The organism is Streptomyces sp. NPDC051172 (assembly GCF_040682555.1).
Lineage (GTDB): Bacteria > Actinomycetota > Actinomycetes > Streptomycetales > Streptomycetaceae > Streptomyces.
In genome coordinates, this window is record NZ_JBFBBE010000026.1 from 44685 (window position 1) to 62479 (window position 17795).

The 17795-nt window shown below is 70.7% G+C and carries 16 protein-coding genes; 2 read left to right on the forward strand and 14 right to left on the reverse strand.

Going from position 1 to position 17795, the window contains the following annotated elements; genetic code table 11:
• Positions 1-35: 35 nt before the first annotated feature.
• Positions 36-239, forward strand: coding sequence for an MbtH family NRPS accessory protein (locus AB0N07_RS17950; RefSeq protein ID WP_115912809.1), 204 nt, complete (start codon positions 36-38; stop codon positions 237-239).
• 174 nt (positions 240-413) lie between these two features.
• On the forward strand, positions 414-920 hold the full coding sequence (locus AB0N07_RS17955; RefSeq protein WP_365835972.1) for a GNAT family N-acetyltransferase: 507 nt from the start codon (positions 414-416) through the stop codon (positions 918-920).
• A gap of 905 nt (positions 921-1825) precedes the next feature.
• On the opposite strand, the gene AB0N07_RS17960 is transcribed toward AB0N07_RS17955, so the two are convergent.
• From AB0N07_RS17960 to xylB, 14 genes are all read right to left on the reverse strand, one after another.
• On the reverse strand, positions 1826-2671 hold the full coding sequence (locus tag AB0N07_RS17960) for a helix-turn-helix transcriptional regulator (RefSeq protein WP_365835974.1): 846 nt from the start codon (positions 2669-2671) through the stop codon (positions 1826-1828).
• Positions 2672-2776: 105 nt separating this feature from the next.
• Entirely contained in the window at positions 2777-4405 is a 1629-nt protein-coding gene (locus tag AB0N07_RS17965) for a CocE/NonD family hydrolase (RefSeq protein WP_365835976.1), read from the reverse strand.
• Positions 4406-4451: 46 nt separating this feature from the next.
• On the reverse strand, positions 4452-5405 hold the full coding sequence (locus AB0N07_RS17970) for an alpha/beta hydrolase (protein WP_365835978.1): 954 nt from the start codon (positions 5403-5405) through the stop codon (positions 4452-4454).
• 55 nt (positions 5406-5460) lie between these two features.
• Positions 5461-5922, reverse strand: coding sequence for a cupin domain-containing protein (locus AB0N07_RS17975; protein ID WP_365835980.1), 462 nt, complete (start codon positions 5920-5922; stop codon positions 5461-5463).
• A 2-nt stretch (positions 5923-5924) separates the two neighbouring features.
• Complete coding sequence (locus AB0N07_RS17980; protein WP_365835982.1) at positions 5925-6383, reverse strand: nitroreductase family deazaflavin-dependent oxidoreductase; 459 nt, start codon at positions 6381-6383, stop codon at positions 5925-5927.
• Between the two features lie 240 nt (positions 6384-6623).
• A complete protein-coding gene (locus AB0N07_RS17985; RefSeq protein WP_365835984.1) occupies positions 6624-7736 on the reverse strand; it encodes an integrase core domain-containing protein in 1113 nt (370 codons plus the stop codon).
• A gap of 142 nt (positions 7737-7878) precedes the next feature.
• Positions 7879-9402 (reverse strand): aldehyde dehydrogenase family protein, encoded by a 1524-nt coding sequence (locus AB0N07_RS17990; protein ID WP_365835986.1) that lies wholly within the window; start codon positions 9400-9402, stop codon positions 7879-7881.
• A 312-nt stretch (positions 9403-9714) separates the two neighbouring features.
• Positions 9715-11010 (reverse strand): GAF domain-containing protein, encoded by a 1296-nt coding sequence (locus AB0N07_RS17995; protein WP_365835988.1) that lies wholly within the window; start codon positions 11008-11010, stop codon positions 9715-9717.
• Between the two features lie 146 nt (positions 11011-11156).
• A complete protein-coding gene (locus AB0N07_RS18000; RefSeq protein WP_365835990.1) occupies positions 11157-11756 on the reverse strand; it encodes an N-acetylmuramoyl-L-alanine amidase in 600 nt (199 codons plus the stop codon).
• Between the two features lie 30 nt (positions 11757-11786).
• Positions 11787-12800, reverse strand: a complete 1014-nt coding sequence (locus AB0N07_RS18005; RefSeq protein ID WP_365835992.1) for an acetamidase/formamidase family protein — start codon at positions 12798-12800, stop codon at positions 11787-11789.
• Positions 12797-14287, reverse strand: a complete 1491-nt coding sequence (locus AB0N07_RS18010) for an APC family permease (protein ID WP_365835994.1) — start codon at positions 14285-14287, stop codon at positions 12797-12799. Before AB0N07_RS18010 ends, AB0N07_RS18005 begins: the two co-directional genes overlap by 4 nt.
• Before the next feature lie 180 nt (positions 14288-14467).
• Positions 14468-15010, reverse strand: coding sequence for an FABP family protein (locus AB0N07_RS18015; protein ID WP_365835996.1), 543 nt, complete (start codon positions 15008-15010; stop codon positions 14468-14470).
• A gap of 122 nt (positions 15011-15132) precedes the next feature.
• Entirely contained in the window at positions 15133-16341 is a 1209-nt protein-coding gene (locus AB0N07_RS18020) for an ROK family transcriptional regulator (RefSeq protein WP_365835998.1), read from the reverse strand.
• A 10-nt stretch (positions 16342-16351) separates the two neighbouring features.
• Positions 16352-17794 (reverse strand): xylulokinase, encoded by a 1443-nt coding sequence (gene xylB, locus AB0N07_RS18025; RefSeq protein WP_365836000.1) that lies wholly within the window; start codon positions 17792-17794, stop codon positions 16352-16354.
• Position 17795 lies beyond the last annotated feature (1 nt).

Below are 17795 nucleotides of genomic sequence, written 5' to 3' on the forward strand. Positions count from 1 at the left end.
GCCGGACGAATCCATCCACGACGGGAGCACGCGACATGGACGAGAACACCCGCTACCAGGTGCTACGCAACGACGAGGACCAGTACTCCCTCTGGCCGGTCGACGTGACGGTGCCCGCGGGCTGGCAGCCCGTCGGCAAGGAGGGCACCGAGGAGGAGTGCTCCGCCTACGTCGACGAGGTATGGACCGACATGCGCCCGCGCAGCCTGCGCGAGCGGATGCAGAACGCGCAGGCCTGACGCCACCGCGCTCACCGTTCCGGGACGGTGTCCGACCGACGGGACCGCGGACACCACCCCCTCGCCAAGGACGGCCCGCCGCCCGAGCACCACTCGCCGCCCGCACCTGCCCTGCCCCGACCCGCCCCGCGGGGCAGGGCCACATCATCCGCCGCACGCCGGAGGAACTTGTCGATGACACCTGCCCTGAGTACCGAACGGCTGGAGTTCAAGCCCTACCGTCCCGAGGACGAGGACCACTTCGTCGCCCTGCTGCGCACAGAGGAGGTGTGCCGTTGGATGGGGCAGGACCAGGTGCCCGAGGCCGACCTGCGCGCCTTGTTCAGGGCCATCCTCGCCGACGTGTACCCCACGCACCGCTTCGACGTGTGGGGCGTGTGGTGTCAGGGCGTGTACATCGGCCATGCGGAGGTGAAGAAGACCGGCAACGTCGACGGGCACGAACTCATCGTCGCCCTCGCCCCCGACTACTGGGGACAGGGGTTCGGCACCGAGGTCATACGCGGCCTACTGCGTCACGCCGCCGACAACCTCGGGCTGAAGGAGGCCTACGGCATGGTGGGCGCCGAGAACACGGCGAGCCTCACCATGTGCCGGCGGTTGGGCTTCCGCGACGTGCGCGACGTGGTCGGCGAGGACGGGTCGGTGACCCGGATGATCGTCATCCCCACCACCGTGTGACCCTCCGAGTCCGCCCCGAGCATCAACAGGAGTCTGTGCCCCGGCCGGGGATCGCCCCCGGTGCCACGCGGCGATGCCCAGGACCACAGGCGTCTCGCCGATGTAGTCGAGGACTCAGAGGTCGCACGCGGCACCCTCTTCGCGGTCTTCGGCAGCTCGTGCACGTCGGCAGGCCCGTTCTCGCCGCGAGCAGCGGTTGCCTGGAGCACAACGACGCCTCCAGGCAACCGACTTCAGGCTCTAGAAGAACCCAAGCTTCTTCGGGCTGTATGAAACCAGCAGGTTCTTGGTCTCTTGGTGGTACACAAGTAGTCCCCTCGCTGACCTGCGGTGACGGTCCGGTGCTGGTGGGCGGGTGAGAACGTGGTCCGCGGATGGCCCGGATCTTGGTCTCGGATGAGTGACCCGGGCTACCTCTCGGCCTTCTCCATACGCGTCGTTCACCGACGCAGCTGCCGCTGGTAGTCAAGCTTCGAAGGGGGCGTAGCAAAGACATCGTTCGGTCCAGTAGTGGACCTCCGGACGTCGTCGGCAGCCGAAGAGCGTAAAGGAAGCGAACCCCGCCGTTAGTCGAGCAGCGGACTCATAATCCGTCGGCCGTGGGTTCGAGTCCCACCCGCCCCACCAGCGCAGGCCTCTGAACTGCGGAAACGTTCATTTTGTCCTGTTGGATCGTCAACTTCGCCTGAACGGACTGAATCCGCTGCGCGCGAGTTTAGGAGGCCGGCGGTGCTCAGGGGAGTTGTAACCCGTCTGACCTGCGGCAGGGCAGATGATCGAGGTTGCCGGTAGCAGTCCGGGCGGTTCCCCTGAGGGGCGATGCCAAGACCCAGGGGCCGTACAGGGGCCGGGACGGCGCGGCCGTGTCCGGGCGGCCGAGCCGTCCCGGCCGATGGTGCACCGGGTCAGGGACTGCGCAGGTGGTCCAGTTTCTCGGCGTCGTCGGTTCCGTTGTCGGCCGAGTAGGTGACGATACGGAGGTCGGAGCCAGGGACCATGAGTACGTCGAGGTCGAGGGCCAGATCACCGACCAGGGGGTGCTCGATGGTCTTGCGGTCGCCGCCGTGGAGGCCTGCGGTCCCGTTGGACCACAGGCGGGCGAAGCGGGAGCTGGTGTGCAGTAGCCGGTCGACGAGTGCGGTGAGACGGGCGTCGTGGGGGTAGACCGCTGCCGTGACCCGCAGGTCGGCCACGAGGGACTCCTCCTCGGCCTCGTCGCCCGCCCAGGAGCGTATCGGCCAGGCGGCGATGGAATCGACCCGGTGACCGCCGCTGGAACGGAACATCCCGGCGACGAGATTGCCCTGGTCCCAGCCGTAGGTACGGGGGTCGCCCACGGTGGTGGTCCACATCCGGTTCCAGCTGACCAGCGTCCAGTCGGCGGCGTAGATCGCGACCGGCGCATCGCTCAGTTGCCGGACGAGCCGATGCACCCTCGGCGGCACGTGCAGCGGTACGCCGCCGCCGGCGGGCGGCGCGAGACTGGCGCAGCGGAACAGGTGGTCGCGCTCGGACGTGTCCAGCCGCAGGGCCCTGGCCAGGGCGGTGACGACCTGGGCGGAGGGATTGCGGGCGCGGCCCTGTTCGAGCCGCACCACGTAGTCGACCGACAGACCGGCCAGCCGGGCCAGTTCCTCGCGACGCAGACCGGGAATGCGCCGGGCGGCGTCGGTCTCCAGTCCGCTCGCCAGGGGCGAAAGGCGCTCCCGCCAGCCTCGCAGGGCGACGCCGAAGTGGTTCGTCGATGCCATGCGATCATCATCGTTCGAATTCCCAGCCCGGACAGGGCCTCCCTTCTCACTTCTGGGTAAAGCCGGGGAGGGTCGGGGAGGTCTGGCGGCGCCCCCGGTACGGCCCTACCGGGGGCGCGGGCGTTCGTGCAGGTGCAGCGCCGAGGGGTGCGACCGGTCGTGGTGGTAGGTGTCGGTCCCGGCTTTCTGGCCGTAGAAGTGGGTCATGGGGGCGTCGGTGATCAGTGAGTCCTGGTTGGTGATCTCCAGCCGGATGCGGTCGCCCGCACGGGCGAGGAACGACAGCGGCAGCATCTCGATGTGGAGTTCGTAGACCTTCCCGGGCTCCACCGGCTCCAGGGCGTTGTGCAGGTGGAACGGGCGCATGTCGCTGGTGAGTTCCGGGTCCTCGGCACGGTGGGAGGCCCGCAGCCAGCCCTGGCTGACCTTGATCGGCGACCCGGTTCCGGGGTCGCCGGGTATGAGGGAGAGCTTGACGATGACGACCATGTCGGCCTGGTCCGTGGAGGCGTACAGCGTCAGCGTGGCGTGGCCGGTGAACTCACGGTCCTCGGTCATGGGCGCGGTGGTGAAGGTGTTGACGCGTGCGACATGGTCGGGGACGCCGTTCTTGTCGAAGACCGTGACGCCGGCCATCCATTCCGGGTCCGGGTACGACCAGGAGGTGGACGCCCGGTCCGAGGCCGGCCCGGTCTCGGTGAGCGTCCCGTCGTTGAGGGAGCGGACGGCACCGCTCTGCTCGCCCGCGAGGTGGAAGGTGCTGGTCCGCACGTCCGGGGGCGGCCAGGAGGACGCCGAGCGGTAGGTGTCCTCGCCGTTGACGTAGAAGCGGACGTCGGGCTTGTCCATCGCGCCGTTGTCGGCGCCCTTGAGATGGTGGTCGTACCAGGGCAGCAGTTCGGTGCGGTGGAAGTCCTCGTCGAAGTAGTACCGCTGCGCGGCGGCGAAGCTGTCGGGGTGGGTCACCAGCAGTTTCCTGGGACCTCGCACGCGTTCGAACCCGTAGAAGTTGCCGCGCAGGTGCAGCGCGGCCTTGCCCCACACTCCGATGGAGAACACGGGTATCTCGATCTTTGGCAGTTCCCAGAACGGTGAGCGGCGACGCTGCCACTCGTCGTCCAGGGGATGGGAGAGGACGTCGTAGACGAAGTCCTGCTTGTCGCCGATGCGGAAGTCGATGCCGTCGATCTGGTGCTGGACCAGCACCGAGCCGAAGAGCCAGGTGCTCAGGAAGCCCTGCACCGGTATGCCGCCTTGGTACATCCAGTCGCGGTACATGTCGGTGGCGCCGTCGTACGCGACGATCGTCCGCAGGTGCGGCGGGCGGGTGCGGGCGGCGTTCCACTGGCTCCAGCAGTAGTGGGACATGCCGATCATGCCGATCGCGCCGGTGGACCATGCCTCGGCCGCGATGTGCTCGATCATGTCGTGGATGGCCTCGCCCTCACCGCGCGACACCGGGTCCCAGGTGCCCTCGGAGCGGCCGGTGCCGGGCACGTCCATGGCGACGTAGGCGTAGCCGTGGTCGAGGTAGAGCTGGATGGGGCCGTACTCGATGAACGGGAACACGGGGTGCGGCGGCAGGTGCCGCAGTGCCTTCTGGTAGGGGGAGGCGCCGAGGACGACCGGGAACGGCCCCTCGCTGTCGGCGGGAAGGTAGACGTCGGCGCGGACGAGATCTCCGGCGCGGGTGCGAACCTCGGTCTCGAAGGGCTCCACGTTCACATCGACCATGACGATGGTGCTCCAGGTTCTTGCGAGGTGTGCTGGGCGATCGCTGTCACGGCTGGAGCGCGGCGTCCGGCGTGGCGTCGGGTGCGGTGCCTTCGGCGGCTTTCGCGGCACGGGCCCAGTGGGCCCGGGTGAAGGCGGCGGCGGAGCCCAGTGCCTCGTCGGCTTCGTCGAGCAGGGCGGCGAACGCCTGGAAGACGTGGGGGACTTGGGGCCAGACCTGGAGTGCGACGGGTACGTCGTGGTCGGCGGCGCGTCCGGCCAGTCGTACGGCGTCGTCCAGCAGGATCTCGTGCGAGCCCACTTGGATGAGTAGCGGAGGCAGGCCCGCGAGGTCGGCGAAGACGGGGCTGGCCAGCGGTTCGGTGCCGGGCGTCCGAGCGAGGTAGTCGCGGGCGCGGGTACGCAGGGCCTGCGGGGTCAGCGCGGGGTCCAGACGGGCCTTGCCCGTCGCGCTGGCGCCGGACACAGTGAGGTCGGCCCAGGGCGAGAACACCGTGGCCGACGCAGGCTGGGGCAGGCCCGCCTCCCTGGCCGCGACCAGCGTTGCGACGGTCAGGCCGCCGCCCGCGGACTCGCCGACGAAGGCGATCCGGTCGGCGGGGATCGCCTGGTCGAGCAGCGCGCGGTACGCGGCCACCGCGTCCTCGACGGCAGCGGGGAACGGGTGCTCGGGGGCCAGCCGGTAGTCGACGCAGACGGCACGGGCACCGCAGCGCCGGGACACGTCCGCGGCCAGGCCCGCCGCGTCGGCCGCGGAACCTATGGCGTACGCACCGCCGTGGAAGTACAGCAGCACGCGGGACGGATCGCTGCCGGGTGTGTCGACGGTGATGACGGGCACGCCGCGGAGGTGCCCGGGGGCGGTCGTGACATCCGCAGGCAGCGGTATCGAGGTCATCATCTCGTGGAAGACGGCGCGCGCTTCGGTCACGTCGCCTCCGACGTCGAGCGGTGCGTGGCGGAGCATCTCGTCGAGGGCGCGGCGTTGTTGCCCGGACATGGCGGTGCCTTTCGTACGGGGTGGATGCGCGGGGGGAGCGTTGGGGTGCCGGCGCTCAGCGCGGCGGGCCGAGGACGATCTGTCCGTACAGGTCGGCGGCCTCGGCCATCCGGTCCTTGGAGATCTCGAATCCTTCGGGCCGAGGGGCCGACAGGTCGCGTCCGGCGTGCCGGAACATGCCCTCGATACCGCCCGGAGTGCAGATCATCAACAGGTCCGCGGTGTCCGAGGTGATCCGGTAGCCGTGCGGGACGTTCCTGGGCAGGTAGACGATGCCGCCCTCCGACAGTTCCATCTCCTGGTCGTCCGACCACAGCAGCGCGGTGCCCTTGATGAGCATGAAGATCTCGTCCTCGCGGGTGTGCATGTGGTAGGGCGGCGCCTCGCCCTTGGCGACGCTGAACCGCCCGACGGTCAACTGGCCCTCGGTGGCCGCGCTGTCCAGGAGTACGGCGAACTGGCCTCCGTCGAGCCATTCGAGTTTCTGCTGCTGGTCGGGCTGAGCGAGATAGGGCATGCTCACGACGATGTCCGTCCTGTGCGATCGGCGGGCGCTGTGCCCTCGCCGGTGGGAATGAGCGCGAGGACGGGGATCACTCGTCGCGTCTTGCGCTGGTAAGCGGCGAAGCCCGGGTGACGGCGGGCCTGCTCCGCGAACGCGGTGTCGCGTTCGGCGCCGCGCAACTCCTCTGCTCGTACGGCGATTTCGTCGTCACCCACCTCGACCCGGACCTCGGGATGCGCGAGGAGGTTGTGGTACCAGTCCGGATTACGGTCGGAGCCCGCCTTGGAGGCGAAGACCAGATAACGGCCCTGATCGGCCAGGTACATCATCGGATTCACCCGGGCCACGCCCGAGCGCGCCCCTACGGTGTGCAACAACAGCACCGGGGCCCCGGCGAACCCCCCACCCAACTGTCCATGGTTCGCGCGGAACTCCTCGATATTGCGTTCGTTGAATCCGGCTGTGTCAGCCATTGTCTCTCCGGCGGGGGAGGGGGTGGACGGTCTGCGAGCCGGGCAGCGCGCGGCGTGCCGTGCCCGTGCCCTGCCCAGGTGGGGGGCTCCGGGCTCGGATCTTCATGGTCCTCTGCGGGAACCCGACGCCACCAGACGCGAGGCTGAGACCAGCAGTACCACCTGACGGTTTCGGCGCCTCGGGGCCGACGGGCCGACCAGGACGGTCCTGGCCTCGGGTGTGCCGCTCGGAAATGCGATTCAGTCCTGTGTGCTGCGGCGATGCGAGGCAGTATGGCGGTATTCGTTGATCAGGCCACCGAGGGCGGGTTGTCGCCGGATGCGGTGGGTCTGGAGGTTTGTAACGGTGGCCGGGGCGGGTGGTTCGGTGCTGCCCGGGGGTAGTTGCTGTCGGGACTGGTGGGGGCGGTGCTGGTTATAGTGCCTGATGTAGGCGGTGAGCACTGCGTGGGCGTGAGCCTCGTCGTAGATGAGGATCCGGTCGAGGATCTCGCGGCGTAGGGTGCCCACGGCTCCCTCGTAGATCGCGTTCGCTCTGGGTGCTCGGGGTGGGCTGAGCAGGATCTCCACGTCGTCTGCCTCGAAGACGGCGTCGAAGGACCTGGTGTACTTCGTGTCCCGGTCCCGGAGCAGGAAGCGTGGCGAGTCCGTCCGGCACCCCATCGTCATGGCGAGGTTCCTTGCTTGCTGGGTGGTCCACTCGGCCGTGGGGTGGGCGGTGACGCCGGCGAGGTGCACGCGGCGAGTGCCGTGCTTGATGAAGATCAGGGTGTACAGGCGCTTGAGCGAGACGGTGTCGACGTGCAGGAAGTCGGCAGCGATGATGCCGTGGGCCTGGGCGGACAGGAACTGGCGCCAAGTCGGGCCGGATCGCTGCGGGGCCGGGTCGATGCCGGCAGCGTGCAGGATCTCCCAGACCGTGGATGGGGCGATCGAGTAGCCGAGGCGGGCGAGTTCGCCCTGTATTCGGCGGTGGCCCCAAGCGCTGTTCTCGCGGGCCAGGCGCACGATGAGCTGCTTGATGCTCGGTGCGGTGGAGGGGCGACCGGGGCGACCGCGGTGCTGGGCGAACGTCCATTTGCGCTTGAGGAGTTCCCGGTGCCAGCGCAACAGCGTGGTCGGAGTGACCGCGAAGGCCTCGCGCCACCGCTCGCGAGGGACCAATCGCGACAGCGCGGCCAGCCAGATCCGATCGGCCAGCTCGTACCTGACGCGCGCGACCTGACGGCGCAGCACGGCGTTCTCGTGCCGGAGCGCCAACACCTCCGCGTCCTTGGCCACGCGGCTGCGCAGCACTGCGGTGGGCACCATGACCAGGTGCCGGACGAGCGCGGTGACGATCGACAGCACCATCGAAGGATCGTCCCAGTGCTGTGCGGGCTCTGGTCGGAGAAGCTTGCAGATGGCGTCCAGAATCGTGTTTCCGAGCGGGACAGGGTCGAGGGAAAGGCGCCTGACGGGCAAAGGCCCAGGTCAGGCGCCTTTTTTCGTGCGTTTAGAAGAAGCCCAGCTTCTTCGGGCTGTACGACACCAGGAGGTTCTTGGTCTGCTGGTAGTGCTCCAGCATCATCTTGTGCGTCTCGCGCCCGATCCCGGACTGCTTGTAGCCGCCGAAGGCCGCGTGCGCCGGATAGGCGTGGTAGCAGTTCGTCCAGACGCGGCCCGCCTGGATCGCCCGGCCTGCCCGGTACGCGGTGTTGATGTCCCGCGTCCACACGCCCGCACCGAGGCCGTACAGCGTGTCGTTGGCGATCTTGATGGCGTCGTCGAAGTCGTCGAAGGACGTCACGGAGACCACCGGGCCGAAGATCTCCTCCTGGAAGATCCGCATGCGGTTGTCACCCTCGAAGATGGTGGGCTGGACGTAGTAGCCGCCCTTCAGCTCGCCGTCGTACTCGATGCGTTCACCGCCCGTGAGGACGCGGGCGCCCTCCTGGCGGCCGATGTCGAGGTAGGAGAGGATCTTCTCCAGCTGGTCGTTGGAGGCCTGGGCGCCGATCATCGTGTCGGTGTCGAGGGGGTGGCCGGGCTTGATCAGCTCGGTGCGGGCGACCGCCGCTTCGAGGAACTCGGCGTAGTTGCCGCGCTGCACGAGCGCCCGGGACGGGCAGGTGCACACCTCGCCCTGGTTGAGCGCGAACATGGTGAAGCCCTCCAGGGCCTTGTCCCGGAAGTCGTCGTCGTGCGCCCAGACGTCGTCGAAGAAGATGTTGGGCGACTTGCCGCCGAGCTCCAGGGTGACCGGCTTGATGTTCTCCGAGGCGTACTGCATGATCAGCCGCCCCGTCGTGGTCTCACCGGTGAACGCCACCTTCGCCACCCGCGGGCTCGACGCGAGCGGCTTGCCCGCCTCCACGCCGAAGCCGTTGACGATGTTCACCACGCCCGGCGGCAACAGGTCCGCGATCAGGCTCATCCAGTAGTGGATGGACGCCGGGGTCTGCTCGGCGGGCTTGATGACGACCGCGTTGCCCGCGGCGAGGGCCGGTGCGAGCTTCCACACCGCCATCAGGATCGGGAAGTTCCACGGGATGATCTGCGCGACGACGCCGAGCGGCTCGTGGAAGTGGTACGCCACGGTGTCGTCGTCGACCTCGCCGAGCGAGCCCTCCTGCGCACGGATCGCGCCCGCGAAGTAGCGGAAGTGGTCGATGGCAAGGGGGATGTCGGCGGCCAGCGTCTCACGCACCGCCTTGCCGTTCTCCCAGCTCTCGGCGACGGCCAGCTTCTCGAGGTTGGCCGCCATCCGGTCGGCGATCTTCAGCAGGATGTCGGATCGCTCGGTCACCGACGTGCGGCCCCACCCGGGAGCGGCCGCGTGCGCAGCGTCCAGCGCCCGCTCCACGTCCTCCGCCGTGCCGCGCGCGACCTCCGTGAACGGCTGCCCGTTCACCGGCGACGGGTTCTCGAAGTACTGTCCGCGGGCCGGCGGCACGTACTCGCCCCCGATGAAGTGGTCGTAGCGCGCCTGATAGGAGACGATCGCGCCCTCGGTGCCGGGCGCCGCGTAACGGGTCATACTGCTCTGCCTCCCTCGAAGCGCTGCCCGCCGTTGGGCAGCTCCCGCCGGGAGACTAGGGACAGCGACGTTGCAACTACGTTGCCGAGAGCGCCGGGAACCCACGCGGGGCCCACGCCGGTACGGCTTCCCGACCGCCGCGCCGGGATGGCTGCCGGAGCGCGGCGGATGATCAGGGTCGTGCGCCGGCGGCGCTGGGTTGCGGTGTGTTCCCGGTGGCCGGTCGTGCCGGGGCCGGTGGCTGGTGCGGTCGGTTGTCCTCCGGCGCGTTCAGTGCGGCTCGGGGGCGATCAGGGGCGGGCGTCGGCGGCGCTACGTCGCCGTGGTTGCCCGGCGGCCGGTGGTTCCGGGCCAGGTGGCCGGTGAGGTCAACTCGGCCTCCAGCGCGGCCAGTCGGGCCCGGACCGTCGCCGTCGGCCGGACCGTGGCGAGAGCACGCCACACATCGAGATCGTCCTCGCCCCACGGTGCGTGCGCCCAGTCGGCCAGCAGGTCGGGGTCGCGGCGGGCGATCAGTGCCGTACGCAGGGCGTCGGCGAGTCGGTGCCTGAGCCGCACCACCGCCGGGGCCTGGGAGCCTGGCAGCAGCGGACCCGCGTACGCCGTCGCGGCCGCCGTGACCGCTCCGGTCTCCAGCCGCCGCTCGACGACGGACACGTCGCACTCGACGGGCACGGTCAGCCGGTACGGGCGCGAGGCCAGCAGCCCTGGGCCCAGCACCCTGCGCAGCCGCGCCAGTTCGGCGCGCAGCGTCACCGGCGTCACCGACTCGTCCTCGTACAGCGCGCACAGCAGCTCGTCGCCGGTCAGCCCCTCCGGATGCCGGGCCAGCAGGACGAGGATCTCGCTGTGCCGACGGCTGAGCCTGATCCTGCGCCCGCCGGTGAGAAGGTGCGCCTCGTCCCGGCCCAGCGCCGTCAACTCGGGCGTGTCGGTGGCGGGCCGCTCCGGGGTGAGCAGCGCCAGCTGTGACTCGGCGGCACGCGCGACCGCCTGGACGAAGCCCAGGCTGTGCGGATGCGCGAGACCGTCACCGCCGGTGATGTCCACGGCGCCGAGCACCCGCCCGGTGCGCGGATCGTGCACCGGAGCCGCCGCGCACGTCCAGGGCTGCACCTGCCGGATGAAGTGCTCGGCCGCGAAGACCTGCACCGGCCGGTCGACGGCGACCGCGGTCCCCGGCGCGTTGGTGCCCATCGCCGTCTCCGCCCAGCGGGCACCCGGCACGAAGTTCATCCGCCCCGCACTGCGCCGGGTGGCCGGATGACCCTCGACCCACAGCAGCCTGCCGCTGGCGTCGCACACCGCGAGCAGATGCTCCCCGTCGGCCGCGAACGTCCCCATCAGTTCACGGAACAGGGGCATCACCCGCGCCAGCGGATGCTCGGCCCGGTAGGCGCCGAGGTCTCCGTCCACCAGCTCCACGCTCGCCGTGCCGTCGGGCCCCACGCCGGCACGGGCGGAGCGCCGCCACGACTCGGCCACCACCGAACGCACCGGACGCGTCACCGTGCCCGCCTCGGTGAACGTCTCGTGCGCGCGACGCAGCATCCGTGCGTGCTCGGCAGGGTCGGCCCCCGGCTCCAGGGCCACCCACGGATCGGTCAACTGGGCCTCCCCGAGAGGTGATGCGGCTGAGGACATCGTCACTCCCGGTGCGCGCGCCGACAACCGTTTCGACCAGGTCACCCGAATGACGGACCGCCCACCGGGCCGACAGCCTTCCCGACGGGGCCAACCGCCTCCCGTCGCGGTCAGCCGACGCCGACAAGCCTTATGTAGCGCCTCCAGTCCCAGTGGCGTCCGGGGTCGGTGTGGTCGGTCCCCGGCACCTCGTAGTGCCCGATGATGTGGTCCCGGTCCTTCGGGATGCCGTACTTGGTGCAGATCGCCGCGGTGAGCTTGGCCGACTGTTCGTACAGGGCGTCGGTGAAGTATGCGGGCCGGCCCACCCAGCCCTCGTGTTCGATGCCGATGCTGCGCGTGTTGTGGTCCCAGTCGCCCGCGTGCCAGGCGATGTCGGCCTCGCGTACGCACTGCGCCACATGCCCGTCCGCCGAGCGCACCAGGTAGTGCGCAGTCACCTTCTTCTCCGGGTTCTGGAAGATGGCGAGCGTCTTGGCGTACGTCTCCTGCGTGACATGGATGATCACGCTGTCGAGGGGATAGGACGCGGGACGGTCCGATGCCGTGTAGTTGGACCTGCTCGCCGGCTGCCACTCCGCGCCCGGGTAGTCGACGGCCTGGTCCTGCGCCCCGGCCCGCGCGTCGGGAAGTAACGCGTACGGGACGGCGGCCAGGGCGGCGCCCTTCAGGAACCACCTTCTCGATGTGCTCGGTCCTGCCCTTTCCATGAAGCCGTGCCTTTCGATCAGTGGGGAGGCTCAGCCCCGCACAGTCGTCGCGATCTCGCGCAGCTGCGCGTGCACGCCGCGATGAGTCTCGCGCGCGGGCAGCCACTGTTTGCGGATCTTGGCCACGCACGTGTAGTTGGTGTCGCACACATTGGCCAGCGGCGACTCGACCGCCTGCGTCGCGAACTGGTAGGCGTCCAGCTCGCTGAAGCCGTAGTCGCGCACCAACCACTGCACCAGGTCGAGCTGCGATATCCGGAACGCGTCCTCCAGCGGGCGGGCCGAGCCCGTCGAGATGATGTGCGTGTCCGACTCGATGCGCGGCCAGGGAGTGGCGAGGTCCTTGAGCAGTTCCACGATCACGATGGTGTTCATCGCGCACTCCACGGCGACCCCGCAGGTCTCGCCCTCGCCCTGCCGCGCATGCCCGTCGCCTAGGCTAAGCAGCGCGCCCTCCACATTCACCCCGAGGTAGCAGGTGACGCCGGCCCTCATCTCGGGCGTGTCCATGTTGCCGCCGTGCGCATCGGGCACCAGGGCCGAACGGACCTCGAGGTTGGCGGGGGCCACGCCCACGGTGCCGTGCATCGGGTCCATGGGCAGCTCGGCCTCGATGTCACTGTCGTGCGCCCGGAACAGCGCCGTGCGGCGGGCGCGGTCGAGCTGCCAGATCCACACTGTCTCCGGCAGCGGCGGCTGGAGTGTCGCCGTGGTGTGCGTGGAGGTGAGCGCGCCGAACAGCGGGACCGTGGTCGACGCGGCCCAGTCGCGGGCCGGTTCCACGGACACGAAGTGCACGGCGATGGTGTCGCCCGGTTGGGCGCCCTCGACGTAGAACGGTCCGGTCTGCGGATTGAGGAAGGGGAACTCGCACACCTCGGAGACCAGGTCCTTCTCGGAGCGCACCCGCCCGGCGAAGCAGTCCTCGGTGTACAGGTCGAGGACGGTGCCGGGCGCGATGCGTGCCACGGGCGGTGCGCCGCCGAACGTCCAGGCGTACTCGCCCGGCTCGGGCCGGACGGTCAGGATGCGGGGGTCGCTCATCGGCGTGCTGCTCCGTTCTGCGCAGGATCGGTGGGTGAGGGGTCGTCGAGGTGGACGCGGGCGGTCTCGGATATCCGCTCGGGATGGCGCCGCATCAGCACCAGCAGCACCACGACGCCGGCAGCCATCCACACGGCGACGATCGGTCCGGCGTAGGACACCGGTGCGGTCAGCTCGGTGACGAAGTCGAAGGCGGGCAGGCCCGCCGCGGTCAGCAGCGCGGGTACGAACGCGGCGATGCCGAGCAGCGGCAGCAGCAGATGCCGTACCGGTTTGAGCAACTCCCGTCTGCGGCGCAGGAAATAGCCGGCGCAGGCGAGGTTGACGACGATGTAGACGCCGATCACGACCGTGACGATCACTGTGGCGAGCAGCAGGAAGGCCGTCACCGGGTCATATCCGAAGCCGAGCCCCAGCACGGCACCGACCGCCACCACGCTCTGCACGGTGATTCCGACGACGGGGGAGCGGTATCTGGGGTGGAGCGCGGCGAGAAGGCGGGGCAGGACGCGGATGCGGGCCAGGGCGTAGGCGGTCCGGGTGGAGACGTTGGCGCACGCGTTGGCGTTGGCGATCGTCGAGTTCACCACGGCCAGGAACACCAGCACCCAGAACAGGCCGAAGGACGTCCGTGCCACACCCTCCCAGGACGCAGCGCCGGAGGCCCCGAACTTCGCGAACCGGTCCGGTCCGAAGTACACCGTCATGGCGTAGGTCGTGACCACGTAGAACAGGCCGATCCCGAGCGCCGCACCGAGCACTGCCCGGTGCATGGTTCGGCGCGGGTTGCGCGTCTCCTCGGCGAGCGGCGCCGCGGCCTCGAACCCGGCGAAGGCCAGCACTGTGTACACCGACCCGGCAAAGACCCCGCTGACCCCTTGATAGCCCTCGGCCGTGTGCGAAGTGCCGAACACGGAAAGGGTGTTGTGCTCTCCTGCCTTGCCGATCAGCCAGACGGCGAACACGAGGAAGACCAGGACCTCGAAGATGCCCAGGACGGTGCCGAAGCGGGCCGAGGCACGCACCCCGAAGTACCCCGCGGCCGCGATGATCGCCGCACCCGCGAGCGCCCAAGGCCACCACAGGTCCGCCGGATACGAGGACCACTCCTGGTGCAGTGTGCCCGCGGTGGTGAAGCCTAGCTGCAGAAGCAGCAGCGGCGGCACCAGCGCCTCCACGAACACATAGCCCCAGCCGACGAGGAAGCCGACCGCCGGATGCAGGCCCTGCGCCGCATACGTCGACACCGAGCCCGCCGCCGGGAGCTCACGCGCCAGCTCGGCCACGCAGGAGGCGGTGAACAGACAGGCCACCAGCGCGATCAGCACGGCCAGCGGCAGACTCCCGCCGGCGAAGGCCGCACCCGACGGAATGGACGCGGCGACGGCTGCGGCCGGCGCCATGGCCGTGATGCTCTGGAACAGCACCTCGCGCAGCCCGATCGCGTCGCGCCTGAGACCTGCGACCGCCGCCACATCCCCCGACATGTGAATCCCCCTAATCCACGCCGCCTTGCCCGACACCGCCCGACCTTCGGGAGTGCCTCGCGTGAATCACGGTACGGCGCTTACGAGTTGGGCAGAAGGGCGCAGCGTGCTTCGGTGGACGACGGCGCGAATGTGGAAAACCCGGCCACCCGTACGGGTGAAGCCGACGGCTGAAGCGATCTACCGCGTACGCCGCAGGCTTGCCGAGAGATGGTGCTGCAACGGCCGGCCGACAGCCGCGAGGTCGAAGGCGAAGGTGAGGGTGGCGTCGTCGGCGAGGGTGTAGCGGCGGCGGGTGGCGGTGACCTCCTTCGCCGTGGGGGTGAGGGCCACGTTGTGGGTGGAGAGGTCCACCGAGCCCTTGCCCGCCTGGCCGACGGCGATCTCCGCGATCCCCGTGGGCTGGGTGATCAGCGCCTCCACCCGGCCGTCGGGCTGAAGCCGCCACCAGCCGCCCTCCCGGGCCGCCGGACGCAGCGGCGCGTCCTCGGCATCGAGCAGCCACGCCCGGGCCTCATAGCGGAGGAAAGGCCGCCCGTCATGGCTGAAGACGACCTCCTGCCCGTACGCGAAGTCCCCGTCGAGCGTCGGGTAACCGCCCTCGCCCCGGCCCCGCCACGTGCCCAGGAGGCCGAGGACGGGCGCGAGGAGCGGATGCGGTGCGGGCGGTGCGTCCGACCGGTGGCTGTCGGGGTACGGGTGCTCAGCTGCGGGGTCGAACACGGTTGCGCTCCTCGGGTCGGGCCGGTGCCGGGGAAAGCCTAGGGCGGGAATCGGGTGCTGATCCGGAACAACTGCGCGGGCGCCGGATCCGACCCGTCAAGCCACCGCTGCGGGTGCCGCGATCAGGTCCGTTCGGCCACCACTGCGGGGTCGTCCAGCACCGCCCGCACCACCGAGTGCGCCGCCCCGAGAAGCGGCCCTTCCGGGCCCAGCCGCGACACGGACACCGGACACGCCGGGCCCGCGGTGCGTCGGTCCAACTCGGCCTCCAGCGACGGCAGCAGCCACGGGGCGAGCCCGGCCAGGGCGCCGCCCAGCACCACGCTCTCCGGGTCCAGCAGATTGACCGCCCCGGTCAGCGCGATGCCCAGCGCCCTGCCCGCGTCGCGCAGCGCACCTCGTACCGCCTCGTCGCCCTCGGCGGCCCGGCCCGCCAGCAGTCCGACACGGTCCTCGCCCGGCTCCAGGCCCGCCGCGCGCAGCACCGCCTCCTCACCGGCGTACTGCTCCAGACAGCCGCGCCCACCGCACGGGCACCAGGGGCCCTCCGGCTGCACCGGCACATGTCCCAACTCGCCCGCGAAACCACGCGTTCCCCGCAGCAGCCCCCCGGCCACGACGACCGCCGCGCCGATACCGATCTCCGCCGACACATGCAGGAAGTCGTGCGGGGTGCGCTCACCGAGCCAGAGTTCGGCGAGCGCACCGAAGTTCGCCTCGTTGTCGACGGTCAGCGGGATGTCGGCGGGCAGCAGCGCCCCGATGTCGGTGTCGTGCCAGTCCAGGTTCGGGGCGCGTACGACGGTGCGCGCGTCGCGAGCCACCAGGCCCGGCACGGCCACCGCGAGCCCCGCGGGCCACAGCCCCTCGCCCTCCGCCTCGGCGACCACCCGACGTACCAGCCCGGTGAGTTCCTCGACCACCGGCTCGGGCAAGCGGCCGCGGTTCGCGCCGTGCCGCACGGCACGCGCGCGTACCTGTCCGCGCAGGTCGACCGCGCAGACCGCGAGGTGGTCCACACCGATCTCGGCGCCGATGCCGGCGGGACCCTGCCCGCTGACGGCGAGCGCCGAGCCGGGACGGCCCACCCGTCCGGGCCGCTCGGGGCCCAGCTCCTCGAGCAGCCCGGTGCGTATGAGCTCGTCGACGAGGGTGGAAACCGCGGCCCGGGTCAGCCCGATGTGCGAGGCCACGGCGGCACGGGAGAGCGGTCCCTCGACGCTGACGGCGTGCATCACCCGGGCCAGGTTGCGGCGGCGCATGCCCTGCTGGGTGTCGGGCAGCACCCGCCCCGGGCCGGCCGGGTGGGCCTCGTACAGCGGTGCGGTCATGCCCCCGTCCTCAGCTGTCGGTGCTCCGCTCCAGCAGCGGGGCCGCGTCGGAGAGTACCCCGGCGATCCTCGCCAACGTCGCCTCGTCCCGCTCCACGGCCTCCAGCACCGGGCCCGCGGCGGTGTTCCAACGCCGGGCGACCGCGGCCGGATCCTCCCCGGTCAGCAGGCCCGCCGCCTGCGCCGCAGCGCCCAGCGCCACCAGCTCCTTGGCCTGGGGCACCTGGACCGGGCGGCCCGACAGGCGGCGTACGGTCTGCTGCCAGGCCGCGCCCCGGGCACCGCCCCCGATCAGCAGCAGCGGGACCGAGCGGTCCGCGTCCTCGTCGAGGACCAGGTCGAGTGCGCCGAGCAAGGAATGCACTGCGCCGTCGTAGGCGGCCTGGAGGAGCTGGCTGCCGGTGGTGTCGTGCCGCAGTCCGTGCAGCAGACCCGAGGCGCCGGGAAGGTTGGGGGTGCGCTCGCCGTCCAGATAGGGCAGGAGCGTGACGGCGGTGGTCGGCTCGACGGCCTCGCGGTCCAGGCCCAGCAGCGTCGCGACGCGGTCTACGGCGAGCGTGCAGTTCAGGGTGCAGGCCAGCGGCAGCCAGTCTCCGTGGGCGTCGGCGAAGCCCGCCACCGTGCCGGTCGGGTCGGCCGGGCGCCGCTTGGAGACCGCGTACACCGTGCCCGACGTGCCCAGGCTGAGCACCGCGGTACCGGGAAGCAGCCCAAGGCCGAGCGCCGCGGCGGCGTTGTCACCCGTCCCCGGAGCGACCAGGGTGCCCTTGGAGAACGGCAGGTCGTGGCTGTCGCGCACGGTGCCGGCCACCTCGCCGGGCCGGACCACCCGGGGCAGCAGCGCGGGATCGAGCCCCACGTGCGCAAGGGTCTCCTCGTCGTAGGACTCCGTCCCCGAAGCCCACCAGCCGGTGCCGGAGACATCGCCGCGGTCGGTCGTGCCCTGCCCGGTCAGCCGCTCGGTGAGGTAGTCGTGGGGCAGGCGCACCGCCCTGGTGGCGCGGACCGCCTCCGGCTCGTTCTCGGCGAGCCAGGCCCACTTGGTGACCGTGAAGGACGGGCCGGGAACGCTTCCGGTGCGCTCCGCCCAGGCCTTCGGGCCGCCGAGCTCCTCGACCAGGCGGCGGGCCTGCGGCGCCGAGCGCACGTCGTTCCACAGCAGCGCCGGGCGCACCGGCTCGCCCCGCTCGTCCAGTGTGACCAGGCCGTGCTGCTGTCCGCCGATCGAGACCGCGGCGGCCTCGTGTGCAGCGTCGCCGCACTGTTCGAGGGCCTGGCACAGGGCGTCCCACCACTGGCGCGGGTCACTCTCGCGGCCGGCCCCGGAGGAGACGGTGTGCGGTGCCTGGCCGCTCGCGACGACCTGGCCGGTGGCCGCGTCGACGACGAGCGCCTTGGTGGACTGGGTGGACGTGTCCACGCCGACGACGAGCGGACCCTCGGCTGCTGACATC